Here is a 25,716-nt window from a genome sequence, read left to right as displayed (position 1 = left end):
ATCAACACAGCACCTCTTTGCTGAAAATAGACTCTGTAACCAGGGCCAAAATTAATCCGCAGCTCAGATACTCCAGCGCCTACGGGGCGTACATCGCCTGGATTGCCGCTAATGAGGCGCTCAACCCTGGCTTGCACGATCGCCTTGGCCCTCAGATCCCGAAGGCCCCTGAGCCAACGCGCGAACTCATCGGTGCGAAGGAGTGAAATCACCTACCCAATGTAGCCCTATGGCTACGGAAAGGCAAGGCAAGGGCATTGGCGCCATCCCGTGGGCGAAGCCGCGATCCTTCGAACTCTGAATGGGCGGCTCCGGTAACCAAGCTGCCCCATTCTCTTCGTTCAGCCTAAGCAGCTCAGCCCATCTTGCCAGCAACTGCTAGCAGCCCTGTGCAGGCTGGGTTTCTTCCTATTGCCGCGTCTTGGGGCTGGATCTTATGCGGATCCGATAACTACCTGTTCCTAGAAGCACGCCCATCTTGGCGCATCACTCGCATCATCATTTTAGGTTTGATATTGCTCTGCCGGCCTAATTGTGCCTACATATTGCTTTATATATTTTTAGTGCCATACCTCACTCCTCACTCCTTCAGCAGCTCCAGGGCAATAGCCAGCGTGTCGGCTTCGCTGGCCGGCTTATCTTGGCGCCAGCGGGCGATGCGGGGGAAGCGCACGGCGATGCCGCTTTTATGGCGGCTGGAGCGCTGCAGCCCCTCGAAGGCCAGCTCAAACACCTGCAGCGGCTCCACTGCCCGCACTGGCCCGAAGCGTTCGGTGGTGTGGCTACGGATCCAGCGATCCAGCGCCGTGATCTCAGCGTCGTTGAGGCCGGAGTAGGCCTTGGCGAAGCTCACCAGCTGGGCCGAGCCCTTGCCGGGGGCGCCATCCCACAGCCCGAAGGTGTAATCAGTAAACAAGTTTGCCCGGCGGCCGCTGCCCGCCTGGGCATAGAGCAGCACCGCATCGAGCCTGTAGGGCTCGCGCTTGTGTTTCCACCAATGGCCCCGCTTGCGGCCGGCCAAATAAGGCGAGTCGAGCTGTTTAAGCATCAGTCCTTCGGCGGCGGCGCTGGCGGCCTGCAGGCGCAGTGGCTCCAGTTGCTCCCAGCCCGTTAGGGGTAGGCGGGGCGAGAGGCGCAGGAGCCCGGTTTCAGAAGTGGCTGCCGCTTCAGGAAGTGCCTGGAGCAGCTCCTCCAGGGCTGCCCGGCGCTGGCTTAGGGGTCTGGGGCGCCAGTCGTCGCCCGCTCGCACGAGTAGGTCGTAGGCCACGAAGCTGGCGGGGCACTCGGCCAGAAGTTTGCGGCCTGGTGCCTTGCGGCCCAGGCGCCGCTGCAGCTGCGCAAAGGGTGCCGGCTGCTCGGCCTCAGCTAGCCACACCAGGATTTCGCCGTCGAGCACCGTGCCCTCCGGTAGCGCCGCACTGGCGACCACCAGCTCGGGGAAGGCGCCATTGATCAACTCCTCGCCGCGGCTCCACAGGAAGCCCTGGCCGGCGCGTCGGATCAGCTGGCCGCGGATGCCGTCAAATTTCCACTCCGTCAACCACGCCGTGGCCGGGCCGGGTAGGGGGCTACCGCTGTGCTCGCCAGCAACCCCAACCTCCAGCGGCGAGGCCAGGAAGAAGGGATAGGGGCGGCTCGGCACCGCATCGGTCTCACCGGCCGGCGCCAGCAGCGCCTCGTAGGCGCTGGCACTGGGGCGGAAGCCGCCCATCAGCCGGTGCTGCAGCAGCGCTTCCTCCAGTCCGCTCAGCTGGGCCAGCGCCCGCAGCACCAGCCCTTGCCCTACACCCACCCGCAGCCCGCCGGTGAGCAGCTTGTTGGCCACCAGCAGCTCGCCGCCAGCCAGGCCCCACCACAGCCGCCGCACCGCGTCGGCCTGGGCGTCGCTCTCTAGGCCAGCGGCGGCGGGCAGCAGTTGCTCCATCCAGTAGTGCAGTGGTGCGCCGGCGGGGTCACCCTCCGCTGGGACGTCTGGGCTTTCGGGAGCCACCTGGCGCCATAGCAGGGCGATCGTTTCGGCTGAATCGCCCACGTGGGCGTAGCAGTCGTCAAACAGCCACTCCGGCAGCGAGGAACCCTCCAGGCAGATCTGGCGCAGGCGCCGGCCGGTGATCAGGCGTTTGCCCTGCTTGCCCAGCAGCACATGCAGGGCCCAGGCGGCATCGGCGGCATCCACCTCGCTGAAGTAGGCAACCAGGGCCTCAACCCGGGCATTGGAGCCGCCGCTGCCATCCAGTGCTGTGTAGAGGGCGGCAAAGCGGCGCATGGCTCTCAGATGCGCCTAACCACTACCAAGCCGCGGCTGCGGCCGGAGCTGCTATCGGTGCTGCGGATGGCCTGCCAGAGATCGGCCAAGGGCACCCACACCGAGGGATAGCGGTAGCGCGCCACATCGAGGATCAGCACCCGATCCGTGGCAGCGTGATAGGCGGCTATCGGCGAAATGTGGCCGCCGCCGGCCTGCCCCAGGGCCTGGCGGTCGTAGTTCACCAGCAGTCGATCAGAGGGATCACTGAGGTTGCTGCGCAACAGCAGGCGGAACTGGGCCTGGCTGAGTCGGTCGCCGTGGATGGCCCGGGCCTGCAGCCCATGGCTGGCCAGTAGGGCCCGCAATTGCTCCAGGGTCATGCCCTGGCGGGCCACAAGCTCGGGGGCCAGCACTGCCTGGGTGCTTGCAGACTCAAACACATTCTGCTGGGTCCAGAAGCGATAGCTGCCGTAACCCGCCGCCGCCGGAGCCGGCACCGCCAGGCTGTTGAGCACCATCACCATGCTGGCCACGCCGCAGTAGGCCAGGTTGGCCTGGGTGAGGAACTGTTCGGCCAACGGGCCGTAGTCGGCGCGGTCGACGCTCTGCAACAGCAGCGTCTGGCCCTCGCGCTCCGGCAGGGGAATGGTTCTGGCTGGCTGGGCCAGGGCGCCGGGGGGCGGGGCCAGCAGCGTCAGCAAAGCGAAGCCAAGGCCGCTGCAGAGGTTGAGAGTTCGCCCCTTAGCTGTTGTTGTTTGGAGTTGCGGCAGCACGGTTGGGGATTGGGCGCTCGCCGCTGATCATGGCCTGCTTTGCCCCTCCAATGGCTCGGCGCTGATCCCCTCCACCTCGCTCAGGTAGCGGGCCAGGCCGTCGCTGTTGCCGTGGGTCACATACACCTGGCGGGCGCCGCTCTGCTGCACGCTCTGGATTAAACCGGGCCAGTCGGCGTGGTCGCTCAGCACGAAGCCGCGCTCATAGCCGCGGCGGCGGCGGGCGCCGCGCACCGCCATCCAGCCGCTCACAAAAGCCGTTTGCGGCAGCTTGAAGCGCTTCATCCACAGCGAGCGGTGGGCTGAGGGCGGCGCAATCACGAGGCGGCCAGCGAGCGACTCCCCCTTGGCGATTGCGCTCACCGGCAGGGTGGGCGGCAGCCGCACCCCCGCCTCCCGGTAGGCCGGCATCAACGCTTCCACGGCGCCATGCAGCAGGATCTCATCGCTAACACCGATGGCGGCGAGTTCGGCCAGCAGCCGCTGGGCCTTGCCGAAGGCATAGGCAAACAGGATCGAGGGCCGCTCCTGCGCCGCCTGCCACCAGCGCAGGATCTCGCCGGCCACCTCGGCGCCGCTCCGCCAGCGATAGATCGGCAGGCCGAAGGTCGCCTCAGTAATAAATACGTCTGCCTGCACCGGCTCAAACGGGGCGCAGCTGGGGTCTGCGCAGCGTTTGTAGTCGCCGCTCACCAGCCAGCTCTCGTCGCCCGCCTCCAGCCGGATCTGGGCGCTGCCGAGCACGTGGCCCGCACTGTGAAACGACACCCGGGCGTCACCGATGCGGAGAGCCTGGCCGTAGTCCGCCGGGAGCAGGTTGATCGTGGCCCCCAGGCGCTGGCGCAGGATCGCTTCGCTGGCGCCCACCGCCCAGTATTCGCCGCAGCCCGGCCGGGCGTGGTCGGCGTGGGCATGGGTGATCAGCGCCCGCGGCACCGGCCCCACGGGGTCTATCCAGGCCGCCGCCGCCCGGCAGTAGAGCCCCTGGGGGGTGTGCTCCAGCAGGCTGCCGGGGGGGAGAGGCATGGGTCCAGTTTGGCTGTTCGGCTCAGGTGACGACCTGCGTGATCATCCGGGATCTCTCCACTCGCACCTCACCCCTCACCATGCCCCTTGCCGTTGACCTTGATGCTGTGATGCGCTGATTCTTTGATGTAAAAATGAAATCATGAAATCATGAAATCTGGTGGGATGGGCCCTGATGGGCACCACGCTGGATATCGAATACGACGTGCTGGCGGCTAAGGAGGTCGCGCGCCGTCAAGGCACCTCGGCTGGTCAGATGGTGTCGCAGCTGCTGCGCGCCGCCCTCAATGGCACTGGCGATTCAGCCCAGCCCCCTGCGGCTCAAGTACCTGGCTTAGCGTGTTTTCGGCCGTTCCCTGCCAGCGGCCAGGTGGTGACCAACGACGTGATTGACCGCCTGCGGGATGAGGCGGGCCTCTGATGGCTCACGCCCTGCTCGACATCAACGTGGTGATCGCCTTGCTGGATCAGGGCCCAGCCGGCCTACCCCAACGCTCAGCCCGCCGCCCTGGTGGCTGAACGCTTGGCAGAAGCCTGCCGCGATCCCAGTCATCTGCTGGGAGCGCCTGCTGGGGCCACGCCAGATCACATATGCCTATCTCCTGGCCCTGGCCGTGCACCATGGAGGCCGTTTTGTGAGCTCCTGGCACCGCATCAATCTCGATGCGGTGCCAGGAGCCGGTGCCGGCAATCTCTGCATCATCGACTGCGAATAGCCCCTGGTAAGAGCTGATCAGTCTTCGTCCCAGAGGGTCTGCAGCGTCCAGGGGCTGCCCTCCAGCAGCCAGAACGAGCCATCCACCAGGCGGAGCTGCTGATCCAGTGCAGCAATCCGTTCTAGATCGGCCGGCGTGAGTGTGATCGCCGCTGCCGCCAGGTTTTCCTGCAGCCGCGCTGGACTCACCGACTTGGGAATGGTGGAGATGCCGCTCTGCAGCTGCCAGGCGATCAGCACCTGGGCCGGGCTGCAGCGAAGCTCCGCGGCGATAGCGCCGATTACCGGGTTTTCCAGCAGCACCGGTTCATCAGCGGCCTTGAGGGCGGCTGGCCGGTCCTGGGAGCCGAGCGGTGAATAGGCGGTGATGTGAACGCCCTCGGCCGCGCAGTCGGCCACCAGGGCTGGTTGTTGCAGCAGGGGGTGCCGTTCCACCTGATTCAGCTCCGGACGGATCCGGCAGTTGGCCAGCAGCTGGCGCAGCTTGCGGCTGGAAAAATTGCTCACGCCGATATGGCGGGTGAGGCCCGCCTCCAAGGCCGCTTCCATCCCCTCCCAGGTGGATCCCAGCGGCACCTGCTCTGGTTGCAGCAGGTCATCGCCGCTGGCCGGAAAGGCCACACCCGGTTTGATCGGCACCGGCCAGTGGATCAGGTACAAATCGAGCCACTCCAGGCCCAGATCCTGGAGGGTGCGGCGCAGGGCCGGCTCCACGTTGTCGCGCCCGTGGGCGTTGCACCAGAGCTTGGAGGTGATCCACAGCTCCTCCCGCTTCACCTCGCCGGCCTCGATGGCGCCGCGGATTGCCGCGCCCACCTCCGGCTCGTTGGCGTAGACGCTGGCACAGTCGATGTGGCGGTAGCCGAGCCGGATGGCTTCCCGCACCGCGGCTCCCACTTCACCCGGAGCCGATTTCCAGGTGCCCAGCCCCAGCAGGGGCATGGAGTCGCCATTGGCGAAGCTGGCGGTGCGCATGGGTGGCCAATAGCCTTCTTGCCGATCTTAGGAACGCGCCCCAGCGAAGTTTCAACTGCTCTATCGCCCTGCAGCCCCACCCTGCCGCCATAGGCCAATGACAAGATCGAAGGCCAGAACGCCGCAGGCAACAGCTAGTGCCGGTATCAGTGGCAGATAGCCGGCTTGAATCGATTCCGGGATCCAACCGATGGCCAGACCGAACAGAACCGCTTCTGCCCCCACCACGGACACAATGGCTCCGGTAACAGACCAGCGCAGGCCATAGACCGCACCAACCAGCATGGGGAAGAGCACGGCCAGACCTGAGAAGGCGTGGGTCGCCAGGGACAAAAAGGCATCCGGAGGACGGAGGGCGATGGCGAATCCGGCAACTGCCAAGGCGACCACCGCCAGTTGGCCCACGCGCACCTGCTCTCCCAGCGAGGCCTGCGGGCGCCAATAGCGGCAGTAGAGATCGCGGGTCACCATCGACGAAAGGGCGAGCAACTGGGAATCCAGGGTTGACATGAACGAAGCCAGCGCCCCCACAATCACCAGACCCGTGAGCCACTGCGGGCTAAAGCGTTCAAGCATCAGCGGCATGACCTGATCAGCGGCGCGGCCCGCCAGATCCGGGAAGGCCAGATGGCCCCACATCCCGATCAGCACGGGGCAGATGAACATCACCCCAGCCACCACCGGATACAGCACCATCGATTGTTTCAACGAACGGTCATCCCCCGCTGCGAAGAACCGCATCATCATCTGCGGGAACATCGGCAGGCACAGCGGCCAGAGCAACAGATAGCTGGCAAACATCTGCGGCGTAAAGAAGCCTTGCAGTCCAGCACCAGAGAACAGGGTGGGCTGCTGCGCCAGCAGCGCCCGGTTGGCCTGCGGCACCCCGCCCAAGCCATGGGCCACGGCTGCAAAGGCCAGCAGCATCAGCAGGAACATCAGCACCCCCTGCAGCACATCGGTGGACGCCACGGCGCGCATACCGCCAACCACCACATAGAGCACGATCACCACCGTGAGCAGTCCGGCACCCACGGCAAACGGCACGGCACCGCCGGTGAGGCTCTCCAGCAGATAGCCAGCGCCCAGAGGTTGCAAGGCTAGATAGGGCAGTGTGAAGAACACCATCACTAGGAAAACCAGCAAGCGTGGTCCTTCCCCTGGTAGCAAGTGACCGATCAGTTCGGATGGCGTTATCAGGTTGTGTTTTCTAGTGATCCTTCGCACCCTGCAGCCCATGCTGCCAAAGCTCAGAGCAGCAACGCCCGTGCCCAGCGCCATCATCGGGAAATAGGCGATCCCGATCCGATAGCCCGCCCCGGCGAAGCCGAGGAAGAAGAAGGCGCTGAGATTGGTGGCGATCAGGGTGAAAAACAACACGCCTGTCTGCAGACGTCGGTCCGCCAGGAAATATGCATCGGTATTGACTTTCTGTGCTGCCATACCCCTGGTCCCGAGCCACAGGAGGGCCAGTAAGTACAGGGTCAAGCCGACCAGCGCCGATAGAGCCGTGATGCTCATGACCGTGCGATCCATACGGCAGCCATGGTGAGGCCTACCTGCAGGCCGATGAACACCAACACCCAGATCGGAAGCCCGAGGAAGAAGGCCATCCCTTTGGCAGCCTGTTGATGCACCACCAGGGCCGTGATCAAACCGCACGGAACGGTCCACCAGGCCAGATGTCTTGAAATCACGGGACGACGATATCCAATGTTCCTTTGCGGTTCTGATCACGCAGAATCGCGTGAATAATGGAGGAAAAACCGCCCTTAAACCTTACTCTCGTTGGAGGAACGACGCCCTGCCGGCAGCTGCTTCACCAGATCCACCGCGTTGCTACTGGTGCAGATGAGGTTGCTGAGGGCTTTCACCGCCGCCGAGCAGTTGATGTAGCTCACGGCGATGTGGTCGGGATGCACGGAGCGGAAGGCGGCAAGCGCCTCGGCCGGGCAGGAATCCGCCAGGTGGAAGGACATCCGGGCCTCGCCGATACGGTGCAGGATTGCTTCGCTGGCGCCCACCGCCCAATACTCGCCGGGACGGGCCTGTGCTCGACCTGGCCGAGGCTGGACTAGCGTACAAAAATGGAAGGTGTCGAAAGACGATAAAAGGTCAAAATTTCTAGCTTTTTTATTTCCCAGGCAGGGCATAAGGGATGGTGCTTCAAGTTAGTAGAACAAATATTCAAATTCGACCGGACCCTGCGCGGGTATTTTTAAGGGCCTTCGAAACGAGCGGCAGGGAACGCATTCAACGAATTGTTGCTCGGGTCACGGCCCTTAGCCGTTCCGAGGCGGAGCGTGAAGCTGCCATCATGTTGGAGAGCTTTGAAGGCCGCCATGAAAAGTTGCAGGCCTTCCTGCTAAGTCGTTTCGATCATGTGAGTGAGCATCTGATCACCGATCGGCCCCTGAACCGCTGCGAGAGGCTGCTCATCGGCGCCTATTTCACGCTGGAATATTCCCTTGAAGCGGCGGCTCTATTCAATCCATCGATCGTGCGGCATCCGGATCAGTCGGGGCTAGAAAAAGGCAGTATGCGCTTTCTGCTGAGCCTACGGGCCACTGGCGAAGGCCATATCTCATCAATTGTTTTTCGCACTGGCGTAATCAACCGACAGGGAGACATCGCCCTAGATCAGCCGAGCCCCTTTGTAGCAGCTGCTGATGTTCATGAAAACCCAAGCTATGACAAGCATCTTTTCGAGCGAAAGCTTGTTGAGATGGGCTTGCTTTCGCGTCTTGCTCAGCGGCTGATGGATCAGCTGCCTGATTTTTTCAGCTTTGAGAAACTCACGGAGCTCACCAACCAGGCCCTGCGCAGTGATCGTCTCGCCAATATAGACAGCGCGCATATATTGGAGGGCGTGCTATCGCTGGCGCGCGCTAATTACGAGCTTAGCTTTGACACAGGTGATGACTGCTCGGAGCGGGCTATATTCCCCACTTCTCCCACCGAAAGGCGAGGCATTGAAGATGCACGATTTGTTGCCTTTGAGGAAGACGGGCAGACTACCTATTATGCGACATATAGCGCCTATGATGGCCAGCTTGTCTTCCCCCAGTTGTTGGAAACCAAAGATTTTACCCAGTTCAAGATAAGCACATTAAACGGCCCAGAAGTAGCAAATAAGGGCATGGCTCTTTTCCCAAGAAAACTGGGAGATTCTTACGCTATGCTATCCAGACAGGATGGAGAGAATATCTATCTGATGTATTCAGACCAGCTGCACTTCTGGTACGAAAAGCGTATTTTGATGCGACCCACCTACCCCTGGGAGTTCGTTCAGATTGGCAACTGTGGCTCTCCAATCGAAACCGAAGCTGGCTGGCTGGTGCTGACCCATGGTGTTGGAGCAATGCGGCGATACACAATCGGCGCGATTTTGCTCGATCTCAACGACCCTAGCCAGGTTATCGGCCGCCTCAGGGAGCCCCTGCTCGAGCCCACCCAGGAGGAAAGGGAGGGGTATGTTCCGAATGTTGTTTATAGTTGTGGATCGTTGATCCATGCTGATAAGCTAATCATTCCCTACGCCATGAGCGACCAGTCAACGAGTTTTGCCACGGTGTCGGTTGAGGAGTTGTTGAAGGAATTAAAGGCCAACCCGCTGGAGCGATATTCTTGAAACTACGATCTACTCGAAAAATTGCTATCGTTGGCGACTATTTGCCACGCAAATGCGGAATCGCCACCTTTTCGCAATCCATTTATAAAGCACTCTCCAATGACGCGGCCGACAACGAATGCTTCGTCGTAGCGGTTAACGATTTGCCGGAAGGCTACGCCTATCCCCCTGAAGTTCGTTTTGAAATCGCTGAGCAGGATCTACGCAGCTATCGCCGTGCTGCCGATTTCCTGAATCTCACCGATACCGATGTGATCTGCCTCCAGCACGAGTTCGGTATCTATGGCGGTCCGGCTGGCAGCCATATCCTCACGCTGCTTCGCCATGTCCATATCCCTGTGGTTACCCAGCTGCACACAATCCTGGAGGAGCCCAGCACCGAACAGATGCATGTGATGAAGGAGCTGGCCGCACTTTCAACGCGGATCATCGTGATGAGTGAGCGGGGGCGACGGATTCTTGAGGAAATCTATGGGTTGGAACCAGATCGTCTCGATGTGATTCCCCATGGTGTGCCAGACATGCCATTCGTAGATCCCAATTATTACAAGGATCAGTTTGGTGTTGAAGGTAAACAGGTTCTGCTTACCTTTGGGCTTATCTCGCCTGCCAAAGGGATTGAAAACGTCATCCGTGCCCTACCTGAGGTGGTTAGGGAGTTTCCCGAGATTGTTTACATTGTTTTGGGTGCCACCCATCCCCACTTGCTGCGCGAGCAAGGGGAAACTTATCGCCTAAGTCTTGAGCGGCTCGCCCTTGAGCTTGGGGTGAGAAAGCAGCTGATCTTCTACAACCGCTTTGTGGGGGCTGAAGAGCTGAAAGATTTTCTTGGTGTTGCAGATATCTATATCACTCCCTATCTCAACCGCGATCAGATCACCTCCGGAACCCTCTCCTATGCCTTCGGTTGCGGCAAGGCCGTGATCTCTACCCCTTACTGGCATGCAGAAGAGCTGCTTGCTGATGGCCGGGGTGTGCTGGTCCCGTTTCGGGAAAGTGAGGCGATTGCCGAAGCTCTGATCGGTTTACTAACCGATGACGTGCGTCGCCATGCCATGCGTAAGCAGGCCTACTTGCTGGGCAGAGGCATGATCTGGAGCCAGGTGGCCGAGCTATACGAAAGCTCCTTTGAGCGAGCCAGGCTTGAGCGCGGTAACGGAGTGGTGCTGCACTCCCCGATTAAGCCCCTTGAGCAGGAACCGCGGGAGCTGCCAGCCTTGCGGCTTGAGCACCTGAAGAGAATCTCGGATTCCACTGGTATTTATCAGCACGCAAAATACACATTTCCCAATTTCAAGGAAGGATATTGCACCGACGACAATGTTCGTGCCCTGCAATTGCTTGTGTTGCTGGAGGAATCGGGTGACGCCACGCCGGATGTAGAGGCACTGGCAACTTGTTACGCATCGTTTATTAATTATGCCTACGTTCCAGAAACGTGTCGATTTCATAATTTCATGAGTTTTGAGCGCACCTGGCTCGATGCAGATGGCTCAGATGATTGCCTCGGTCGCACTTTGCTGGCTCTGGCTGCCTGTGTGGGCCGCTCCCGCCGCAATGATTTGCGCCACTGGGCAGTGGATCTGTTTCAGATGGCCTTGCCATCGGTTACTAAAACAAAGAGTCCGCGGGCTTGGGCCCTTGGGCTCAAGGCCATCCATGAGTATCTGCGCAAGCTGAGTGGCGATCGAACCGTTGATCTGATGCGCGATACCCTCACCGATCAGTTATTGGTTGCCTTCCATCAAAACAGCGGCGATCAATGGCCCTGGTTTGAGCCTGTGCTCAGTTATGACAATGCATCACTACCGCACGCCCTGATCCTCAGCGGTCGCTGGTCGGATCGAAACGAAGCTCTTGAGGTGGGTTTACTTAGCCTGCGCTGGTTAATGGCAGAGCAAACCGCCGAGGCAGGCCATTTCAGGCCGATTGGTTCCAACGGTTTCTACCGCCGAGGCCAGCAGCGGGCCAGGTTCGACCAGCAGCCCCTAGAAGCCTGTGCTTCGGTTTCGGCCTGCGTTGAGGCTTGGTCGGCTACTGGCGATAGCTTCTGGCTCGGCGAAGCCTGGCGAGCTTTCGCCTGGTTCCTGGGCGATAACGACCTGCAACTGCCGCTCTATGACGCACGTACCGGTGGCTGTTTCGACGGTCTTCAGGATGACAGCGTGAACATGAACCAGGGTGCCGAATCAACCCTGGCCTTCCTCCTGGCCCTTCAGGAGATGCGACTACTCGAACTCGCTCGCGATTTAATTATCACGCCATGAATAAGATCCGCATCGGCGCCATTGGAGCAGGCGGATTTGGTCTGTTTGCTCTGCAGCAGTTTCTACAGGTTGAGGGTGCAGAGCTGGTGGCCATGGCTGGCACCCATCGCGAGGCGGCCCTCGCCATGGGCCGCCGTTTTGGAGTTGCTGAAACCATGGAGGTGGAGTGCCTGCTCCAACTTGATCAGGTCGATCTTGTTTACATCGCTACGCCCCCCTTCCTCCATTACACCCAGGTGCGCGCAGCCCTGGAGGCAGGCAAGCATGTGATCTGCGAAAAGCCGCTGGCTCTCAACCTGGCCCAGGCCGATGAGCTGTTGCAGCTGGCCCGCGCCGGTGATCGCCTCTGCATCGCCAACCTGATGCAGCGCTACAACCCGCTGTTTGAGGCCGTGAGCCAATTGATCAACTCAAAAGTGATCGGTGAGTGCTTGCACGGCTGGTTCGACAATGCGGCCGGCGATGAGGGGCTTTCAGCCGAGCACTGGTTCTGGGATTGCACCAAAAGTGGTGGCATCTTCATTGAACACGGTGTGCATTTCTTCGATCTGTTCGAAGGTTGGCTTGGCCAGGGAGAGGTTGTATCCTCCCAACGCACTCTGCGCCCCGGCTCCGGAATAGAGGAACAGGTGCAGTGCTCGGTGCGCTATAGCAATGGCGCCCTAATCAACTTCTATCACGGTTTCACTCAGCCGGCACGGTTGGAGCGCCAGGAATTCAGGCTGCTGTTTGAGCGTGGTGAGTTGACCCTTGAGGAATGGGTGCCTACTCGGGTGCGGCTGCGCGCCGTGGTGGATGAAGCGCAGTCGCGCCGGTTGATGCAGATCTTCCCCGATGCCAGGCTCGATGTGCTCGAAAGCTATAGCGGTTCCAAACGCCTGGCCCGAGGCCGCCACAAAAACTTCGACACCTATCAGAAGATCGATCTCCATGCAGGATTAGAGGCCGAGAAGATGCGCCGTTACTGTGAGCTTCTGCGGGCGCTGTTCGCTGATCAGATTGCTTGGATTGCAGACCGTTCCCATCAACGACTGATTACGGAGGTCAATGGGCGCAACTCCCTGGCTATGGCCTGTGCGGCAACCCAGTTGGCTGAAGCCAGCCGATGAGGCCCCGTTTGTTCAGCAGCTGCCTGCTCACCCCTGGCCAGCTTGCCCCTTCCCAGCCGGACATGGCTGTTATCGGTTCCTTCAATCCAGGCGCCGTAGCGACGGCCCAGGGAGTTGTGCTTTTGATCAGGGTGGCCGAGGCGCCGCGGCAGATTCGGCCGGGTTTTGTGGGTTTGCCGCGCTGGGATCTGGCGGCGGGAAAAATTGTGATCGACTGGCTGGCGGAGCAGGAGCTGCTTGTTGTCGACGCCAGGGTGGTGAAGATCAGGGAAACGGGCCTGCTGCGGCTAACCTCCACCTCCCACCTGCGCGTGGTTCGTGGCAACGATTTACGCCAGATCGATCCCAGCGAGCAGCTAATTATCAGGCCCAGCTTCGCCTGCGAAACCTATGGCATCGAGGATCCCCGCATCACACCAATTGATGGTCGTTTCTATGTCACCTATGTAGCCGTATCCCCTCACGGTGCGGCAACGGCCCTGGCCTCCACCTCTGATTTCAGCTCCTTCCATTTCCACGGGCTGATCTTCTGCCCGGAAAACAAGGATGTGGTGCTGTTCCCCGAGCGTATCGGTGGCCAGTATTTCGCGCTGCATCGGCCCACTGCTGCCCATGATTTTTCTAGGCCGGAGATCTGGCTGGCCTCCTCACCCGATCTACTGCACTGGGGCAGCCACCAGCCCCTGCTGGGTTCGGGCGCTGGCTGGGATCGCGGTCGTATCGGTGCGGGTACACCACCAATCCGCACATCGGAGGGTTGGTTGGTGATCTATCACGGTAATAACAAGGCTGAAGCTGAGAGCGGCATCGGCAGCTACGGGGCGGGAATGCTGCTGCTCGATCTCGATCAACCCTGGAAGATCCGCAGCTCAGGAGCCCAGATCCTGGCGCCAGAGATGGAGTACGAACGCCAGGGATTTGTGCCGAACGTGTTGTTTCCAACCGGCATCATTCAACAGGGCGATTCGCTGCTTACCTACTGCGGAGCCGCTGATACCGCCAGCTGCGTGTTGGAACTTGGCCTCGCTGATCTACTACTCAGCGGCTCAGCGCCAGCATCTTTTCGATCGGTGCCAAGGCCTTGAGCCGCAGCGCCTCATCCATCACGATTTCTGGTTGCATTAGATCGAGGCACTGCCACACTTTTTCCAGAGTGTTGAGCCGCATGTAGGGGCAGGCGTTGCAGCTGCAGCCGTCGGCGCCGGGCACCTCGAAAAAGGTCTTTTGGGGCAGCTTCAGCCGCATCTGGTGCAAGATCCCCGGCTCGGTTAGCACAATAAAAGTGCTAGCGGCGCTCTGCTCTGCTTGACGCAAAAGGGCGCTGGTGGAGCCGATGAAGTCGGCCAGATCCAGCAGGTGTTGCTGGCACTCGGGATGGGCCAGCACCTCTGCCTCGGGGTGCTCGAGCTGCAGCTGCAGCAGGGCTTGTTCGCTGAAGGTTTCATGCACGATGCAGCTGCCTGGCCAGAGGGTGAGCTGGCGGCCGCTCTGGCGCTGCACCCAGCGGCCCAGGTTTTGGTCGGGGGCAAACAGGATCGGCCGGTCGGCGGGCAGCTGCTTCACCAGATCCACCGCGTTGCTACTGGTGCAGATCAGGTCGCTGAGGGCTTTCACCGCCGCCGAGCAGTTGATGTAGCTCACGGCGATGTGGTCGGGATGCGCGGCGCGGAAGGCGGCAAACGCCTCGGCCGGGCAGGCATCCGCCAGGGAGCAGCCGGCCTCTAGATCTGGCAGCAGCACAGTTTTATGCGGGCTGAGGATCTTGGCGGTCTCCGCCATGAAGTGGACGCCACAAAAAACGATCACCTCGGCGTCGGTGGCGGCGGCTTTACGGGAGAGCTCTAGGGAGTCGCCGATGAAGTCGGCGATGTCCTGAACGGCTTCGTCTTGGTAGTAGTGCGCCAGGATCACGGCCTTGCGCTCCTGCTTCAGGGCGCTGATCGCGGCGGGCAGGTCGTGCGGTGCGTTGTTTTGGGTGGCGGTGAAAACCAACCGGCGGCCTCAGCTGATGCAGGATGGCACGAGCCTAGGCATTAGTGATGGCGGTATCTGGCGGGGGGAAAACGCTCCGCATTGCCATCGCCGGAGACTTGCACGGTGCCTGGGACCACAGCGACCATGCGCTGCTGGATTGCCTTGCCCCCGATGCACTGCTCGTGGTGGGCGACCTCAGCGATGGTCAGCAGCGGATTCCGGCCCTGCTGCGCCAACTGCCCATGCCGGTGGCCTGCATCCTCGGCAACCACGACACCGGCAAAGACTCCTCCGGTCGCACCCTGCAGCGGCAGATTGATCTGCTGGGTGAAGTGCATTGCGGCTGGAAAATGCGAGCCCTCAGCCCGCCGGAGCTGGCGGTGGTGGGGGGCCGACCGGCCACAGCTGGCGGTGGCTTCAAACTTTCCCAGGCAGTGCATGCTGCTTTTGGGCCGGTGAGCTTGCAGGAGTCGGCCGATCGGATCACCGCTGCCGCTGCCACCGCACCCCCCGACTGGCCCTTGGTGTTGCTTAGCCATAGCGGCCCCTCCGGACTCGGCAGCGACGCGGCCTCCCCCTGCGGCCGCGACTGGAAGCCACCCGCCTGCGACTGGGGTGATCTCGATCTGGCCCTGGCCATCCGCCAGATCCGCCGCAGTCGCCCCGTGCCCCTAGTGGTGTTTGGTCACATGCACCACGCCCTCAGGCGCGGCCAGGGGCATCGCCAGAGCTTCTGTCGCGACCGGGCAGGCACCTCCTATATCAACAGCGCCTGCGTTCCCCGCCACGGCACCGATGGCGCTGGCCAGGCCCTGCGCCATTTCAGCTGGGTTGAGCTGGTGGACCAGGAGGTGGTGAGCGCCAGCCATCGCTGGTTTGGCCTGGGTGGTGAGCTGCTCTACGAGGAGCGCCTCTGGACTGCCCCCAACCCAGCTCCTGAATTAGCGCCGTGCTGATTTATGCCTGCGTCAGTGCCCATGGTTTTGGCCATGGCTCCCGCACCGCCTCCGTTTTAACCGCCCTGCATGGGCTGCGGCCCCACTGGCGCCTGGTCCTGTCCACGGCCCTGCCTGAAGCCTTTTTGCGCTCCGCCATGGGTCCTGTGCCCTTTGAACACCGCCTCTCTCGCTGGGATGTGGGCGTGGTGCAGGCTGATGCCCTGGGGGCCGATGCTGGGGCAACCCTGGCCGCCTTATCGGCCCTGGAAGCTGAGCTGCCTGCCCAGCTGGAGGCTGAACAGGCCTGGCTGGCCGCCCAGGCGACGCCGCTGCTTGTGCTGGCAGACGTGCCCCCAGCGGCAGCGGCCTTGGCCCGCGGTCTGGGGGCTCCTCTGATCTGGCTGGCCAGCTTTGGCTGGGAGGCCATCTACGGAGCGATGGGTGCCGAATTCAGCCCCTGGGCCGCTCGCTGCCTGGCGGCCTATCGCCAGGGCGACCTGCTGCTGCACTGCCCCCTGGCGATGCCGATCGACTGGGGAATCCCCGAGCTGGCGATTGGTCTTACCGCCGGCAGCCCCCGGCTTGAGCCGGGCAGCCTGGCCCGGCAGCTGCAGTTGCCGGACGAGCGTGATCGCTGTGTGTTGGTCAGTTTTGGGGGGCTGGGCTTGGACCTGGATCCGGGGCTGCTGCAGCGTTGGCCCGATCACGTGTTTGTTAGCCCCGATCCCCGCCTGGCCACAGCTGCCAACTGCCGCCTGCTGCCTGCTGGTGTAAGACCGCTGGAGGTTTTGGGGCACTGCGCCCGCCTGATCACCAAGCCTGGATACAGCTCCTTTTGCGAGGCCCTGTGCGCCGGGGTGGGGGTGCACCTGGTGCATCGCGAAGGTTTTGCCGAAGCGCCTGTGCTGGAGGCGGCTTTGCTGCGCCATGGCTGGCACCGGCTACTCAGTCAGGAGCAGGCCCTCCAGGGGGATTGGCAGCTCGACCAGCCCCTGCAAGCCCCCACTGGCGAGCCACTGGCTAGCGATGGCGCGGTTCAGGCGGCTGAGGCCCTGGCAGCTTTTGTAGCGGGCCGTTCATTCATGTGAAAAATTCAGTCGCAATTTCCCTGCCTCACAGTGATTTGAACTGTTCGCCGTAGTTGTTGACACTGGTGGACACTTGTGTGATTGGCACTAACTCCATCGTGTTGGGGCGGATTGATAGGCAAATTGGCACGAACAAATATTTTCTTAGCATTTTAGATCTGGCCGCCTGCAGGCGGTCTGCCGTTTGATCCGCTCCGGTATGCCCTTGCCCAGCACCTGTTTCCAATCCGGTCTTGCCCTGTTCATGGGCTTGACAACTTTCGCCCTGGCGACTCCTGTAGCTCAAGCATCAGAGCTGTTTGAGTCTGTTGATACCCCTCAGACCAAGTTCCCCACGGCTCTGGCCCTGCCCCTGCCACCACCGTCGCCGCGGATCTTCGCAATCACAGCTGAGCGCCGCGCCCTGCTCAACACCATTCGCTACGCCGAGGGCACCTGGGCCGATGGCGATGACGTCGGCTACCGGATCATGTTTGGTGGCGGCCTGATGGCTTCCCTGGAGCGCCATCCCGACCGGGTGGTGCGCACTGCCCGCTATGCCAGTGCCGCGGCCGGTGCCTACCAGTTCATGCCCTTCACCTGGAACATGGTTTCCCGCTCCTTGGGAATCGCTGCCTTTGGCCCCCAGGTTCAAGACCAGGGCGCTATCTACCTAATCCAGCGTCGTGGTGCCCTGGCCCTGGCTGATCAAGGCGTGTTCTCGCCGCTGCTGGCGGCCAAATTGGCTCCCGAGTGGGCCAGCTTCCCCACCCTCGCCGGCCGTAGCTTCTACGGCCAGCCGGTGAAGCGCTTCCACGACCTCAAGCGCTTCTACGACGACAACCTCAGCCGTCTGCGCGATCAGCAGTCCCAGCTCACAGCCAAAGTTGAAACCAAGCCCGCCTGTGCGCCGGAGGGCTCCCTGCGCTGTCAGCTCGAGGCGCTTGAAAAGTTGGGCCCGAGGGCCCGCAGCCAAAGCCCCGGCTGAAAGTTCTAGCCCTGATCGGCATCTTTGAATTTGGCCTTATCCACGGTGGCTCCGGCAATAAGGTATGCCCCCAGAGCGGCCCCGAGGAAGGCCAGGGTGTTGCGGGCAACCGGCAGCAGGTCGTTGGTGCGGGTCAGGATTGGGCCCAGCCCTAAGGCGCCAAACAGGATCAGCCACAGGGGCGAGAGCAGCAGCACCCAGGCCCACTCCACCTTGCGACCTTCTTTACGCGGGTAGGAAGCGAAGCCCGCCACCAGGCCGCCGAGCACGGAAGTGGAGAGGGTGAGCAGCCACTGCTCGCGGGGCAGGCCCGGCACCACCTGGCAACCACCCCGTTCCAAACAGGTTTCCACCGCTGCTAGGGCATCGACAATGGCGGCGTCCTGGCCGTTGTCACGCACGTAGTACTGGTTGCCGAAGCGGGTCTGCAGCTCCACCCAGTAGGTGCGGGGCATCAGGGCAAACAGGGCATCGCCCACGTTGAAATTGAGCAGGTTGCCACCTCGTTCATCGGCCACCAGCAGCAGGCTGCGTTCGTCCAGGTTCCAGAAGTCCTTCACCGCCTGGCCGGGGGTACGGTCGTACTGGGTGAGCACCCGCAGTTTCCAGCCCGTATCGGCCTCGAAGCGGGTGAGATTTTCTTCCAGGCTGGTGCGCTGACCGTCGGTGAGGGCCTTGGCCAGGTCGATCACCGGCGTGGGGTGGTCGGGCAGCAGGTCGGGGTTGTCGTAGGCGTGGGCCGGAGCGATGCCCACGCCCAGCCAGCAGGTCAACACCAGCAACAGCGACGCCAGCGCAGGCAGCACGGCATTCCAAGCGCGACCCATTCACCAGCCTCAGCGAAGATGCATTCTCCCTGAGCAGGCGTCTGAACGTGAGCTTGCCCGCCTGGCTGCTGCAGCGCTTCGAGGCCGTCGGCGGAGCGGTTCCCTTACGCACCTATATGGATTGGGTGTTGCACGATCCGTTGCACGGCGCCTATGGGGCTGGCCGGCTGCGCATCGGCCCGGCGGGGGATTTCGCCACCGCTCCCTCCCTCGGCCCCGATTTCGCCGCCCTGCTGGCACCCCAGCTGGCCGAGTGGCTCACTGCCCTGGCGGCCGCTCCCGGCCCCCTGGCCCTGGTTGAGGCCGGGCCAGGGGAGGGCAGCTTGGCCCTGCAGCTGGCCGAGGCCCTGGTGGCGGGTTGGCCCCAGCTGGCCCAGCGCCTGGAGCTGGTATTGGTGGAGCCCAACGAGGGCATGGCGGCCCGTCAGCGATCCCTGCTGCAGAACTGCCCCTTGCCCTGTCGCTGGGCCAGCTTCGCGGAGCTGGCGGCATCACCGCTGCGCGGTGTGGTGCTCGCCCATGAGGTGCTCGATGCCCTGGCGGTGGAGAGGATCGAGTGGGACGGGGCGCTCTGGCGCCAGCAAATGGTGGCGCTGCACGAGGGCCCTGAGGCGGAGCTCTCGCTGCGGCTGGAGCCCGGCGCGCCCCTGGAGCCGGCAGCGGCCGCCCAACTCGAGCCCCTCGGACTCCTGCCCCCCTCGCCCCAGCGCCCGCCCGGCTGGTGCAGCGAGCTGCATCCTGGCCTGGCCCCCTGGCTTGGCGAGTGCGCCGCAGCTGTGGCCGAGGGCCAGCTGCTGGTGATCGACTACGCCTTAGAGGCCTGGCGCTACTACGCCCCCCAGCGCTCTGGCGGCACCTTGATGGCCTACCGGGGCCAGCAGGCCAGCGGCGATCCGCTGCTGGAGCCAGGCGCCTGGGATCTCACCGCCCACCTATGTATCGAGAGCGTCGATGCCGCAGCCGCCGCCAGTGGCTGGCAGCCCCTAGGCCAGTGCCGCCAGGGTCAGGCCCTGTTGGCCCTCGGCCTAGCGGAGCGCCTGCACGGCCTGCAGCAGGAAGCCCCGGTTGCCCTGGCCACCGTGTTGGCCCGACGCGAGGCCCTGCTGCGGCTGGTGGATCCCGTGGCCCTGGGGGATTTCCGCTGGCTGGCCTACGGCCGGGGTGGGACCCCGGAGCTGCCCAGCTTCAGCCGGGAGCCGGGATCGCTGACTCCAGCCACTGGTTGAGGGCTTGGGGCTGCTGGGTGGGACTGCTGGTGATTGCGATGATCCGACCGCTGGCGGCGGGGGTTTCCAGGGCCTCTAGACACACCCGGGCCACCAGGCGGCGGGGCAGGCTGCTGCTCTCCTGCTGGTTGGGGCCGGAGTAAACCACCCCCTCCCTTTCGCTGCGGCTGTCGTCCTCGCTGAGGCCGCCGGGGCGCACCACGGTCCAGTCGAGTCCGCTTTCTTCAAGCCAGCGCTCGCCCAGGCGTTTCCACACCAGGATCAAGCCAAACAGGTTGAGGGGGTGCTGCCAGCGACCGGCGCAGAGCGAACTCACCAGCACCACCCGCTTCAGGCCCACCGCCTGGCAGGCGCGGATCTGGTCGCGCACTCCGAAGGCATCCACCTTGAGGGGGCCGGCCAGATCCACTGATGGCCGGGCGCCAGTGGCGATCACCAGGGAGTCACAGCCGCTCAGGGCGGCATGCAAGGCCTCGGTGGCACTGAGATCCAGTCGCCGCACATCGAGCCGCCCTTGCTGCTCTGCTTCGACCAGGGCCGCTGGCAGCACGGAGCCGGGCCGCACGATCGCCCGCACTGCCAGGCCCCGCTTCAAGGCTTCATCCACCACCCGCCAACCGGTTTTTCCGGATGCTCCCGTCACTGCCACCAGGCTCATCGCTGCATCTCCACCACCACAGCTCCATGTTGCTCGTTTGGCGGATTAGCTGGCAGCAGGCTGCGCTTCAGCTAGGGCCAGCACACTGATAGTCAGCGCTGGTAATCGTCTTAGAGGCTGATGGGATGTGGTATCTAAACCCTAAACAGCCCAGCTAGCTGCCTACGGTGAGCTGGACAGCAAAACGTTGTGGCAGGGCCAATCATTCGCGCTAGTGGGTTGAGCAAGACCTACCGAATCAGCGAGAAGCAGCCTGGCCTGGCCGGCACAATCCAGCATCTGCTGCGGCGGCGCCATCGCGATGTGCTGGCGGTAGATGGAATCAGCTTCACGATCGAGCCGGGGGAGATCGTTGGCTTCCTGGGCCCCAATGGCGCCGGCAAGACCACCACCTTGAAAATGCTCACCGGCCTGATCCACCCCAGCGGCGGCGAGCTGGAGGTGGCAGGCCACCAGCCCTATCGGCGTCAGGCCCGCTTTTTGCGGCAGATCACCCTGGTGATGGGCAACCGCCAGCAGCTGATCTGGGACCTGCCCGCCCTCGATTCGCTGCGGGTCAATGCCGCGGTTTATGGCATTGCGGAGGCGGAGGCCCAGCGGCGCATAGGCCAACTCGCCGAGATGCTGGAGCTGGGCCAGGAGCTGCGGCGCCCGATGCGCAAGCTTTCCCTGGGCCAGCGGATGAAGGCCGAGCTGCTGGCGGCCCTGCTGCACGAGCCGGCGGTGTTGTTTCTCGATGAGCCCACCCTGGGTCTGGATGTGAATGCCCAGGCGCGGGTGAGGGACTTCCTCGCCGACTACAACCGCCGCACCGGCGCCACCGTGCTGCTCACCAGCCATTACATGGGCGACATCACGGCCCTCTGCCCGCGGGTGCTGCTGATCCACCAGGGCCAGCTGTTCCACGATGGCTCCCTGGCCGATCTCACCCAGCGGTTGGCTCCCTGCCGCCAGGTGCGGCTGGAGCTTGCCGACCTCCATCCACCGGAGGCCTTTGTCGGTTTCGGCCAGCTCGAGGCCCATCAGGGCCACCAGGTGCGGCTGCTGGTGCCGCGGGCCCAGCTCACCGAGCGGGTGGCGGCGCTACTGGAGCGCTTTGCCGTGGTGGATCTGGAGGTGAGTGATCCGCCGGTGGAGGAATTAATCGGCGGTTTGTTCCGCCAGCGTGATTCAAGCGCCGAGGCTTCACAGTGAGCTGGGCATGGCGGGTGGCGCGGGCCCTGCTGGGTAGTCAGTACGCGCTGATGCTCGAATACCGGGCCGAGATCGCCCTCTGGGCCCTATCTGGGGTTTTGCCCTTGATTATGCTCGGCGTCTGGAGCGGCTCGGGCGCGGCGGCGGCGGCTGGCCTCTCAGCCCAACAGCTCAGCCGCTACTTCCTGGCGGCCTTTGTGGTGCGCCAGTTCACGGTGGTTTGGCTGATTCAGGTGTTCGAAGACGACGCCCTGCAGGGCAGGCTGTCGCCCTTGCTGCTGCAGCCGCTTTCGCCGCTCTGGCGTTATCTGGCGGCCCATTTCAGTGAACAGGCTTCGCGAATCCCGTTTGTGGCCGTGATGCTGCTGGCGGTCGGGCTGGCGGCGCCCGGCTTGCTATGGCTGCCGTCAGCGGGGGCTTTGCTGCTGGGAATACTGGCGATTGTGGCGGCCTTTCTGCTGCGCTTTCTGCTGCAGGTGCTCGTTACCACCATCTGTTTTTGGAGTGAGCGGGCGGCGGCCCTCGATCGGCTTTTGATGATCCCTTATCTGTTTTTATCGGGAATAGTGGCACCCCTGGATACCTTTCCTCCAGCGGTGCGGCGGCTGGCCCTGGCCACGCCCTTCCCCTGGATGGTCGACTTTCCCGCCCGGCTGCTGGCCGGCGAACCGGTTAATGTGGCGTTGGGTTTTGGGGCGATCGCCGCCTGGTGCCTGCTGCTGCTGCCGATCGGCCACTGGCTGTGGCGGGCTGGTCTGCGCCGCTATTCGGCGATGGGCGCATGAGGGAGTTTGCGCGCTACTGGCGCAGCCTGCGCTGCTTCTGGGGCACCTCCCTAGCGGCCGAACTCGAATACCCGCTCAATGCCTGGATCGAGCTGCTGTCGGTGCTGGGCAACCTGGCCGGCAGCGTCTTTGTGCTGCAGCTGCTGTTTGGTGGTGGGCCCCAGCTGGGGGGCTGGAGCTGGAGTGGCGCTTTGGTGGTGCTGGGCCTCTACACCGTGCTGGATGGTTTCACCACCTGCGTGCTGCAGCCCAACCTCAGCCGCATCGTTAACCACGTGCAGACCGGCACCCTCGACTACGTGCTGCTCAAGCCGATTGATAGCCAGTTCTGGCTGTCGGCCCGCACCGTGTCGCCCTGGGGGCTGCCAGGAATATTGGCTGGCTTTGGCCTGATCGTTTGGGCCCTGCTGAACAGGGGTCCTGGGGCTCCATCTGGCCTACCGGCGGCTGGGCCCGTGCTGCTCTCCCTGGCGCTGCTGTTTGCAGCCCTGGTGATTCTCTACAGCCTTTGGTTTGTGTTGGCGGCCCTCAGTATCTGGTTTGTGAAGGTGTGGAATGCCACCGAGGTGTTGCGCTACACCCTGGTGGCGGGTCGCTACCCGGTGAGCGCCTATCCGCCGGCGCTGCGTCTGCTGTTCACCTTTGTGCTGCCAGTGGCCTTCCTCACCACCGTGCCCGCAGAGGCGCTGCTGGGGCGCGGTTCGGCCATCTGGGCTTTGGGTTCGTTGCTGGCTGCCGGGCTGTGCCTGGTGGCCAGTCGCCTGTTGTGGCGCTACGCCCAGCGCTTCTACACCTCTGCTTCTAGTTGAGCGGAGCTGCCGGCCAGCGCGCCATCATCGGCCCATCGGCTTTTCCTTGTTGCTACCGCTGCCCATGGTGATTCCAGCTCCTGTTATTGATTCCGCCAGCGGCGCCAGCAGCAGGCAGGAGCACTGGTTGCAGCGTTGGTATCCGGTGGCCTATCTGCAGGATCTCGATCCTCGCCGCCCCTCGGCCTTCACCCTGCTGGAGATGGACCTGGTGCTGTGGTGGGACGCTGCAGGCCAGCAGTGGTGTGCCTTTGCCGACGTCTGCCCCCACCGGCTCGTGCCCTTGAGCGAAGGCCGCCTCAACGAAAGGGGTGAGCTGGAGTGCCCGTATCACGGTTGGAGTTTCAACGCCCAGGGCAGCTGCACCGCGATCCCCCAGGCCGAAGCCGCAAGCGGCGCCAACCCCCGCAGCTCCTGCCGCCGCTACGCCACAGCCAGTGCCCAGGGGCTGCTGTTTGTTTTTGCCGGCGACCCTGCCGCGGCTGCGGCCGTGCCCCTGCCGCTGGTGCCCGTGCTCGAGGAACCCGGCTGGCTGGTGCAGGACACCTTCCGCGACCTGCCTATGGATGCCCTCACCCTGCTGGAGAACGTGCTCGATGTGAGCCATGTGCCCTTCACCCACCACCGAACCGTGGGTAAGCGCCAGAACGCCGCTCCAGTGGTAGCCGAGCTGACCAGTTTCGGGGGGGAGGGGTTCACCGCCACTTGGCCCGAGGGCCCGCGCCGGGGGCGCCTGGGCAGCCAGTTCACCACCTTTCAGGCGCCGGGCCTGATGTGGCACGACCTCACGGCGAAGGGATTTGCCCGCTTCCTCACTGTTGTGTATGCCACGCCGATCCGGGCTGGGGAATGCCGCTTGTTTGCCCGCTTCCCGTTTCAGTTCCGCTCGCTGTTGCCCAGGCTGCTGCTGCGGGCTCGGCCGGTGTGGTTGCAGCACATCGGTAACCACACTGTGCTGGAAGACGACCAGGTGTTTCTGCACTGGCAGGAACGGGTTCAAAACCAGGCGAGCTTCCTGCCCAGCAGCGCCGACATCTACGTGCGGGCATTGCACAAATGGGTCAAGGATTTTGCCGGCCTGCCATGCCCAGGCTCCGCCCTGCCACCCCGGCTGGGTCGGGCAGCTTTGATGGATCGCTACGACAGCCACACCCGCCACTGCCGTGCCTGCTCCGGTGCCCTGCGGCAGATACGCCGCTGGCGGCCGGTCGTGCTGGTGGCCCTGGGGGTGGAGCTGCTGCTGGCGGCCTGGCTGCCGGGGCTGACGGCCCGGTTGACTCTGCTGGTGCTGCTTGGCGGCAGCGCCCTGCTGCTGCGGCAGCTAAACCGCTGGGAGCGCCAGCTATTGCTCGGTGACGGCCACCCACCCCGCAACGCCCTCTAGGCGCAGCTGGCGAGCGCGCTGCGGATCGTTGCTGCGCTGACGTCGCTGCGGATCTCGACGCTGCCGATGCATCTGGGCAGCACGAAGCGCACCTGACCCTCCCGCACCTTCTTGTCGCCCTGCAGGCAGGCCAGCACGGCGTCGGGGTCGAGGGCTGGCCAGGCCAGCGGCAGACCTGCGGCGGCGATTACGGCCCGCTGGCGCGCCTGATCGCTGGCGCTCCATAGGCCCATGGCCAGGGAGATTTCGCCGGCCGCCAGCATGCCCAAGCCAACGGCTTCGCCATGGAGGTAGGTGCCATAACCACTGAGGGTCTCCACCACGTGGCCCAGGGTGTGGCCGTAGTTGAGGATCGCCCGCAGGCCCCCTTCGTGTTCGTCGGCGGCCACCACCTTCGCCTTGGCCGCGGCGGAGCGCACCAAGATTCGTTGCAGCAGCGCGGCTGGCAATGTGTTCAAGCTGGCCAGCTGGGCGCCGCATGCCTCCAGCTCTGCCAGCAGCTCGGGGTCGCCGATCACGCCGTATTTGATCACCTCGGCCATGCCAGCGCGAAATTCCCGCTCCGGCAGGGTGGCAAGGCTGCTGGGGTCGATCAGCACCAGGCGCGGCTGGTGAAAAGCGCCGATCAGGTTTTTGCCGCCGGGGTGATTGACGCCGGTCTTGCCCCCGATCGCCGCATCCACCATCGCCAGCAGGGTGGTGGGCACCTGCACTACTGCAATGCCGCGCAGCCAGGTGGCGGCTGCAAATCCCGCCATGTCGCCCACCACGCCACCGCCAAGGGCAACGATCAGGGAGCCCCGCTCCAGCCGGCGGGCAAAGGCTGCGTCGTGGATCAGCCCCACTGTGGCTGGGGTTTTCTGATCTTCTCCCGCCTCGATCACCAGGGTGCTGGCGTCAAGCCCCGCCTCGCTGAGGCTTTGCAGGGCAGGGGCGGCGTAGTGGGCTTCCACCACGGCGTTGGTCACCAGCAGCACCTTGGTGCCTGCTTTAAAGCCCAGGGCCCGGATCTGGTCGCCCAGACTCAGCAAGGCTGCCGAGCCGATGATCACCGGGTAGGGGGCAGCCTGCAGCTCCACCCTGATCGTTTGCAGATCCATTGGGCGATCATCCTCCAGCCCA

24 protein-coding genes and 1 pseudogene are annotated in these 25,716 nt (G+C 63.5%); 13 read left to right on the top strand and 12 right to left on the bottom strand.

Going from position 1 to position 25,716, the window contains the following annotated elements; all coding sequences use genetic code 11:
• The 4 genes from AC01FP_RS01940 to AC01FP_RS01925 all read right to left on the bottom strand — a co-directional run.
• A partial coding sequence (locus AC01FP_RS01940) for a type II toxin-antitoxin system RelE/ParE family toxin (RefSeq protein ID WP_474477499.1) occupies positions 1–212 on the bottom strand: 212 nt, incomplete at its 3' end.
• A gap of 368 nt (positions 213–580) precedes the next feature.
• Positions 581–2,266, bottom strand: a complete 1,686-nt coding sequence (locus tag AC01FP_RS01935; protein ID WP_474477496.1) for an ATP-dependent DNA ligase — start codon at positions 2,264–2,266, stop codon at positions 581–583.
• Between the two features lie 5 nt (positions 2,267–2,271).
• On the bottom strand, positions 2,272–3,021 hold the full coding sequence (locus AC01FP_RS01930; protein WP_474477493.1) for a phytochelatin synthase family protein: 750 nt from the start codon (positions 3,019–3,021) through the stop codon (positions 2,272–2,274).
• Between the two features lie 27 nt (positions 3,022–3,048).
• Complete coding sequence (locus AC01FP_RS01925; protein WP_474477490.1) at positions 3,049–4,047, bottom strand: ligase-associated DNA damage response exonuclease; 999 nt, start codon at positions 4,045–4,047, stop codon at positions 3,049–3,051.
• A gap of 175 nt (positions 4,048–4,222) precedes the next feature.
• Between AC01FP_RS01925 and AC01FP_RS01920 the strand changes: the two genes are divergently transcribed.
• A complete protein-coding gene (locus AC01FP_RS01920) occupies positions 4,223–4,468 on the top strand; it encodes a hypothetical protein (protein ID WP_474477488.1) in 246 nt (81 codons plus the stop codon).
• A 312-nt stretch (positions 4,469–4,780) separates the two neighbouring features.
• Here AC01FP_RS01920 and AC01FP_RS01915 read toward each other — a convergent pair whose 3' ends face one another.
• From AC01FP_RS01915 to nadA (AC01FP_RS01900), 4 genes and pseudogenes are all read right to left on the bottom strand, one after another.
• Positions 4,781–5,737, bottom strand: coding sequence for an aldo/keto reductase (locus AC01FP_RS01915; protein ID WP_474477485.1), 957 nt, complete (start codon positions 5,735–5,737; stop codon positions 4,781–4,783).
• Positions 5,738–5,797: 60 nt separating this feature from the next.
• Positions 5,798–7,273 carry a sodium:solute symporter family transporter gene (locus AC01FP_RS01910; RefSeq protein WP_474477482.1) on the bottom strand — a complete coding sequence of 492 codons (1,476 nt, stop codon included), beginning with the start codon at positions 7,271–7,273 and terminating at the stop codon, positions 5,798–5,800.
• Complete coding sequence (locus tag AC01FP_RS01905) at positions 7,255–7,434, bottom strand: hypothetical protein (protein WP_474477479.1); 180 nt, start codon at positions 7,432–7,434, stop codon at positions 7,255–7,257. The genes AC01FP_RS01910 and AC01FP_RS01905 overlap by 19 nt, the downstream gene beginning before the upstream one ends.
• Positions 7,435–7,542: 108 nt before the next feature.
• Positions 7,543–7,704 (bottom strand): annotated as a pseudogene (gene nadA / locus AC01FP_RS01900) (quinolinate synthase NadA); the annotation flags it as partial.
• Positions 7,705–7,895: 191 nt separating this feature from the next.
• On the opposite strand from nadA (AC01FP_RS01900), the gene AC01FP_RS01895 reads away from it, so the two are divergent.
• The 4 genes from AC01FP_RS01895 to AC01FP_RS01880 are packed head-to-tail and all read left to right on the top strand — an operon-like array spanning position 7,896 to position 13,829.
• Positions 7,896–9,368, top strand: coding sequence for a glycoside hydrolase family 130 protein (locus AC01FP_RS01895; RefSeq protein WP_474477476.1), 1,473 nt, complete (start codon positions 7,896–7,898; stop codon positions 9,366–9,368).
• Between the two features lie 41 nt (positions 9,369–9,409).
• Complete coding sequence (locus AC01FP_RS01890) at positions 9,410–11,635, top strand: glycosyltransferase family 4 protein (protein WP_474477473.1); 2,226 nt, start codon at positions 9,410–9,412, stop codon at positions 11,633–11,635.
• Positions 11,632–12,744 carry a Gfo/Idh/MocA family protein gene (locus tag AC01FP_RS01885; protein ID WP_474477470.1) on the top strand — a complete coding sequence of 371 codons (1,113 nt, stop codon included), beginning with the start codon at positions 11,632–11,634 and terminating at the stop codon, positions 12,742–12,744. The genes AC01FP_RS01890 and AC01FP_RS01885 overlap by 4 nt, the downstream gene beginning before the upstream one ends.
• Positions 12,741–13,829: a glycoside hydrolase family 130 protein gene (locus AC01FP_RS01880; RefSeq protein ID WP_474477468.1), complete on the top strand. Its 1,089-nt coding sequence runs from the start codon at positions 12,741–12,743 to the stop codon at positions 13,827–13,829. Before AC01FP_RS01885 ends, AC01FP_RS01880 begins: the two co-directional genes overlap by 4 nt.
• On the opposite strand, the gene nadA (AC01FP_RS01875) is transcribed toward AC01FP_RS01880, so the two are convergent.
• Positions 13,783–14,736, bottom strand: coding sequence for a quinolinate synthase NadA (gene nadA, locus AC01FP_RS01875; RefSeq protein WP_474477465.1), 954 nt, complete (start codon positions 14,734–14,736; stop codon positions 13,783–13,785). The genes AC01FP_RS01880 and nadA (AC01FP_RS01875) overlap by 47 nt on opposite strands.
• Before the next feature lie 47 nt (positions 14,737–14,783).
• On the opposite strand from nadA (AC01FP_RS01875), the gene AC01FP_RS01870 reads away from it, so the two are divergent.
• From AC01FP_RS01870 to AC01FP_RS01860, 3 genes are all read left to right on the top strand, one after another.
• Positions 14,784–15,674, top strand: coding sequence for a TIGR04168 family protein (locus tag AC01FP_RS01870; RefSeq protein WP_474477462.1), 891 nt, complete (start codon positions 14,784–14,786; stop codon positions 15,672–15,674).
• Positions 15,668–16,744: a hypothetical protein gene (locus tag AC01FP_RS01865; protein ID WP_474477459.1), complete on the top strand. Its 1,077-nt coding sequence runs from the start codon at positions 15,668–15,670 to the stop codon at positions 16,742–16,744. The genes AC01FP_RS01870 and AC01FP_RS01865 overlap by 7 nt, the downstream gene beginning before the upstream one ends.
• Before the next feature lie 199 nt (positions 16,745–16,943).
• Positions 16,944–17,711, top strand: coding sequence for a glycoside hydrolase family 104 protein (locus AC01FP_RS01860; RefSeq protein WP_474477522.1), 768 nt, complete (start codon positions 16,944–16,946; stop codon positions 17,709–17,711).
• Between the two features lie 5 nt (positions 17,712–17,716).
• Here the strand turns inward: AC01FP_RS01860 and AC01FP_RS01855 are convergent, their stop codons facing one another.
• On the bottom strand, positions 17,717–18,538 hold the full coding sequence (locus AC01FP_RS01855) for a TPM domain-containing protein (RefSeq protein ID WP_474477455.1): 822 nt from the start codon (positions 18,536–18,538) through the stop codon (positions 17,717–17,719).
• A gap of 47 nt (positions 18,539–18,585) precedes the next feature.
• Between AC01FP_RS01855 and AC01FP_RS01850 the strand changes: the two genes are divergently transcribed.
• Positions 18,586–19,764, top strand: coding sequence for a class I SAM-dependent methyltransferase (locus AC01FP_RS01850; protein WP_474477452.1), 1,179 nt, complete (start codon positions 18,586–18,588; stop codon positions 19,762–19,764).
• Here AC01FP_RS01850 and AC01FP_RS01845 read toward each other — a convergent pair.
• Complete coding sequence (locus AC01FP_RS01845) at positions 19,724–20,422, bottom strand: SDR family oxidoreductase (RefSeq protein WP_474477449.1); 699 nt, start codon at positions 20,420–20,422, stop codon at positions 19,724–19,726. The two genes, AC01FP_RS01850 and AC01FP_RS01845, sit on opposite strands and share 41 nt — an antisense overlap.
• 201 nt (positions 20,423–20,623) lie before the next feature.
• Between AC01FP_RS01845 and AC01FP_RS01840 the strand changes: the two genes are divergently transcribed.
• The 4 genes from AC01FP_RS01840 to AC01FP_RS01825 all read left to right on the top strand — a co-directional run bounded on the left by AC01FP_RS01840 (position 20,624) and on the right by AC01FP_RS01825 (position 24,594).
• Positions 20,624–21,616, top strand: a complete 993-nt coding sequence (locus tag AC01FP_RS01840) for an ABC transporter ATP-binding protein (RefSeq protein WP_474477519.1) — start codon at positions 20,624–20,626, stop codon at positions 21,614–21,616.
• Positions 21,617–21,666: 50 nt separating this feature from the next.
• The gene (locus AC01FP_RS01835; RefSeq protein WP_474477516.1) at positions 21,667–22,401 is read left to right on the top strand and encodes an ABC transporter permease; all 735 of its coding nucleotides are present in this window, start codon (positions 21,667–21,669) and stop codon (positions 22,399–22,401) included.
• Complete coding sequence (locus tag AC01FP_RS01830) at positions 22,398–23,210, top strand: ABC transporter permease (RefSeq protein WP_474477446.1); 813 nt, start codon at positions 22,398–22,400, stop codon at positions 23,208–23,210. The genes AC01FP_RS01835 and AC01FP_RS01830 overlap by 4 nt, the downstream gene beginning before the upstream one ends.
• A gap of 64 nt (positions 23,211–23,274) precedes the next feature.
• Complete coding sequence (locus tag AC01FP_RS01825; protein ID WP_474477443.1) at positions 23,275–24,594, top strand: aromatic ring-hydroxylating dioxygenase subunit alpha; 1,320 nt, start codon at positions 23,275–23,277, stop codon at positions 24,592–24,594.
• On the opposite strand, the gene aroB is transcribed toward AC01FP_RS01825, so the two are convergent.
• Positions 24,591–25,694 carry a 3-dehydroquinate synthase gene (gene aroB, locus AC01FP_RS01820; RefSeq protein WP_474477440.1) on the bottom strand — a complete coding sequence of 368 codons (1,104 nt, stop codon included), beginning with the start codon at positions 25,692–25,694 and terminating at the stop codon, positions 24,591–24,593. The genes AC01FP_RS01825 and aroB overlap by 4 nt on opposite strands.
• Positions 25,695–25,716 lie beyond the last annotated feature (22 nt).

This window comes from Cyanobium sp. NIVA-CYA 375, from assembly GCF_056108345.1.
The sequence above is the reverse complement of the archived record's forward strand: the minus strand, read 5'-3'. Positions and strand labels throughout refer to the sequence as shown.

Bases quoted from the DNA above. Each gene is read 5' to 3' on its own strand.
- AC01FP_RS01935 (WP_474477496.1), bottom strand. From the start codon at position 2,266: ATGCGCCGCTTTGCCGCCCTCTACACAGCACTGGATGGCAGCGGCGGC.
- AC01FP_RS01925 (WP_474477490.1), bottom strand. From the start codon at position 4,047: ATGCCTCTCCCCCCCGGCAGCCTGCTGGAGCACACCCCCCAGGGGCTC.
- AC01FP_RS01920 (WP_474477488.1), top strand. From the start codon at position 4,223: ATGGGCACCACGCTGGATATCGAATACGACGTGCTGGCGGCTAAGGAG.
- AC01FP_RS01915 (WP_474477485.1), bottom strand. From the start codon at position 5,737: ATGCGCACCGCCAGCTTCGCCAATGGCGACTCCATGCCCCTGCTGGGG.
- AC01FP_RS01910 (WP_474477482.1), bottom strand. From the start codon at position 7,273: ATGGATCGCACGGTCATGAGCATCACGGCTCTATCGGCGCTGGTCGGC.
- AC01FP_RS01895 (WP_474477476.1), top strand. From the start codon at position 7,896: ATGGTGCTTCAAGTTAGTAGAACAAATATTCAAATTCGACCGGACCCT.
- AC01FP_RS01885 (WP_474477470.1), top strand. From the start codon at position 11,632: ATGAATAAGATCCGCATCGGCGCCATTGGAGCAGGCGGATTTGGTCTG.
- AC01FP_RS01880 (WP_474477468.1), top strand. From the start codon at position 12,741: ATGAGGCCCCGTTTGTTCAGCAGCTGCCTGCTCACCCCTGGCCAGCTT.
- AC01FP_RS01870 (WP_474477462.1), top strand. From the start codon at position 14,784: ATGGCGGTATCTGGCGGGGGGAAAACGCTCCGCATTGCCATCGCCGGA.
- AC01FP_RS01860 (WP_474477522.1), top strand. From the start codon at position 16,944: ATGCCCTTGCCCAGCACCTGTTTCCAATCCGGTCTTGCCCTGTTCATG.
- AC01FP_RS01855 (WP_474477455.1), bottom strand. From the start codon at position 18,538: ATGGGTCGCGCTTGGAATGCCGTGCTGCCTGCGCTGGCGTCGCTGTTG.
- AC01FP_RS01845 (WP_474477449.1), bottom strand. From the start codon at position 20,422: ATGAGCCTGGTGGCAGTGACGGGAGCATCCGGAAAAACCGGTTGGCGG.
- AC01FP_RS01835 (WP_474477516.1), top strand. From the start codon at position 21,667: ATGCTCGAATACCGGGCCGAGATCGCCCTCTGGGCCCTATCTGGGGTT.
- AC01FP_RS01830 (WP_474477446.1), top strand. From the start codon at position 22,398: ATGAGGGAGTTTGCGCGCTACTGGCGCAGCCTGCGCTGCTTCTGGGGC.
- AC01FP_RS01825 (WP_474477443.1), top strand. From the start codon at position 23,275: ATGGTGATTCCAGCTCCTGTTATTGATTCCGCCAGCGGCGCCAGCAGC.
- aroB (WP_474477440.1), bottom strand. From the start codon at position 25,694: ATGGATCTGCAAACGATCAGGGTGGAGCTGCAGGCTGCCCCCTACCCG.